Genomic DNA, 2,500 nt, shown 5'->3' with positions numbered 1-2,500 from the left:
CGGTCCGAGGTGAAGGCGATCCAGCGGCCGTTGGGCGAATAGGCCGGGTGCATGTCCCAGGCCATGCCGGTGGTCAGCGCGCGCGCCTCGCCGCCGCCGATCGGGATCACATAGAGGTCGCCCAGCAGGTCGAAGACCACCTCGCGACCGTCGGGGCTGACGTCCAGGCTCATCCAGGTGCCGGAGGTCACGTCGAGGGCGACCTCGCGGGTCGGTCCCGGGGGGGCGTTGACGTCCCACTTGGGCTTGTCGGCCGGCTTCTCGAGCGACGGCGTGGCCACGGGCTTGTTCAGCTCCGAGGTGTTCGGCCGGGGCTCGCTCTCGGCCTTGCCCGCCTCGGTGGGGACCGGCGGCGGCGTCGGGGCCGGCGGGGCCTGGGCGAGGGCCGGCGCGGACAGCGCGGCGACGAGGGCTGCGGCGAGCAGGCGGCGAACGATCATGGGGACCCCGGACTTGACGTGCGCGCAATTCAACCGAGGGGCGCGGGCTTGTCGAGTCCCCTGAGCGACGGCCGACACTCGGGGCCCGCCGACAAAAGGCCTCCAACAATTGTTCCTCTTTTGTTCGACTCACCGCTCCTCCTATGGTAGAGCTTCCGTTGTCGTGGAGACGCCTCAGCGGCTGGCAACCCACACTGGCTGCATGGGTAATCAAAAGGGGATTGCATGGCTGGGCGCGAGACCATGGCTGAGTTCTTGGAACGCAGATGGCGGGAGAAACAGCATGATGGCCAGGAAGCGGTGGCAAGGGCGCATTCAGCCTTTGGCAACGCGATCAGGGCCGGCGAAGACCTCGTTCTGAAGACGCGCGGCGACGTCATGCGATACGGCGCCAAGCTGATGGCTGAGGAGCCGGCGCCAGGCGCTAGGCCCGCCCCGGTCCGTGCGAAGTCACAACGGCCAAGCACCGTCGGCCCGGTGGCGACCAAGCCGCCGACCCCCGTGAGCCAAACGGCGACTGGCCCTCGCCGCGAGCAGCCGAGCCGCAACGGCTGGCTCGATCGAAACCCTACGGCGAAAGCCGTCGGCATCGAGCTAGCACGCGAGGCGGGAAATGTGGTGGGCCTGGGAAGAGGCGCCTGGCACACTCTGGAAGGCCTCAATGATGGCGCGACGTTCGTGCTTCGGCTCGGCAACCCACTGGATCAGTTGATCAGTCCGCCAGGCGAATCGGCGGCGGCTCAACTCGTCGGGGCTGGCCGGGAAATCGGCGGCTATGCGAAGAGAGCCGTCTCCAATCCGCAGAGCGTCGTGCGCGATGTTCAAGACAAGGCCCGCGAGATGCGTGCCGATCTGGACCCGACGGCCACGCCGGCGGCGCGGACATTCTCCGGTGAAGTTCGACGCAATTTCGACATCGGCCAGAACCAGGGCGAGTTGGCCTTTGACGTCGGATCGTTGGCGGTCGGTGGGCCGCTGGCCAAGACTGTCGGCAAGCTGGGCGGAGTGTCGAAGGCCGCAAGCGCGGAAAAGTACTTGGCTCAGGGGTTCAGTCCTGCGGCCGCGGCATATCTAGCGGAGCCTTATGTTGGTATGGGGCACCACTTCGTGCCGCGAAGTTACTTACTTCCGCGGTGGCTGGGCCGCCGCCCGCTTCCACGCGTGATCAGCGACGGTCCTTTCAATGTTCTCAAACCCGAAGGCATAAGCCGGGGAGACTTCTACGAACTCCATTTTCGGGTTGACCCTTCATTTCGCGGCACCGGGTTGCCTCCAAAGATCGGCGGCGAGCGCTGGAGCGGCAAAGACCTGGGCTTCAAGAAATATGACTCGCTCGGCCGCGTGTGGTTCGGCAGCCCCGCACCGCTCAAGGCGCGCGTTGGAGGACTTACATCTGGCGGTGGCGAATTGATGTACGACTTTGGGGAGGAGCGGCAGTGAGGCTGAGAGTAAGACCCTGCGCTGAGCTCTATGCGAACTTCCCTGACGACATGATCGAGGAAGACGGCGAGATCATTCAGTTCGGCGGACGCCGCGTCGCGGAAGCTATCGCCGCTAGCCTCCAGCAGCTTGGATATGAGGTTTCCACGCCGGAACATCAGCAGGAGCACGGCTGGGACTTCAATGTAAAAGCCAAGCGTTGGCGAGTCTGGATGCAGGTTCAAGATCTCGGAGACGTCTTTATTCTGGATACGGTGTACCACCCCGACTTCTGGCAGCTCAACGTAGACAATCAGCCATACGGTGAGCTGATGACCAAGTTGAATGCGGAGTTTGGGAATGATCCACGCTTTGTGAAGGTCAAGTGGCGGGTCCGGGATGATGTGCTTTCTGAGCGCCCGGGCGCTGACGGTCCGATCATCGAATAGGGACGCTGAACGGTCAGGGATTCGCACGGCGAGTGGGCTGTAGGTTTCCTGAAGCAGCATTCCGGCAGTGGGCGCGATTTCGCGCGATCTCGTTCGACGGACGCTGTTCCTGCGACGGTCAAAGCGGGCTATTGGGGTAAAATCTCCCATGCGCCCGGACGGATGGCGCGGAAACGGACCCTTGGGCGTTTC

The 2,500-nt window shown here is 64.3% G+C and carries 3 protein-coding genes; 2 read left to right on the top strand and 1 reads right to left on the bottom strand.

Going from position 1 to position 2,500, the window contains the following annotated elements; genetic code table 11:
* Positions 1 to 440: TolB family protein (locus V6M52_RS12410; RefSeq protein WP_442881857.1), on the bottom strand; the 440-nt coding region annotated here is incomplete at its 3' end.
* Between the two features lie 243 nt (positions 441 to 683).
* Between V6M52_RS12410 and V6M52_RS12405 the strand changes: the two genes are divergently transcribed.
* Together V6M52_RS12405 and V6M52_RS12400 are read left to right on the top strand one after the other, a co-directional pair.
* The gene (locus tag V6M52_RS12405) at positions 684 to 1,880 is read left to right on the top strand and encodes a hypothetical protein (RefSeq protein WP_332701251.1); all 1,197 of its coding nucleotides are present in this window, start codon (positions 684 to 686) and stop codon (positions 1,878 to 1,880) included.
* Between the two features lie 50 nt (positions 1,881 to 1,930).
* Entirely contained in the window at positions 1,931 to 2,308 is a 378-nt protein-coding gene (locus tag V6M52_RS12400; RefSeq protein ID WP_332701250.1) for a hypothetical protein, read from the top strand.
* The last annotated feature ends 192 nt before the right edge of the window (positions 2,309 to 2,500 follow it).

This window comes from Devosia sp. (assembly GCF_036676215.1).
Lineage (GTDB): Bacteria > Pseudomonadota > Alphaproteobacteria > Rhizobiales > Devosiaceae > Devosia.
The sequence above is the reverse complement of the archived record's forward strand: the minus strand, read 5'-3'. Positions and strand labels throughout refer to the sequence as shown.

Bases quoted from the DNA above. Each gene is read 5' to 3' on its own strand.
- V6M52_RS12400 (WP_332701250.1), top strand. From the start codon at position 1,931: ATGATCGAGGAAGACGGCGAGATCATTCAGTTCGGCGGACGCCGCGTC.
- V6M52_RS12405 (WP_332701251.1), top strand. From the start codon at position 684: ATGGCTGAGTTCTTGGAACGCAGATGGCGGGAGAAACAGCATGATGGC.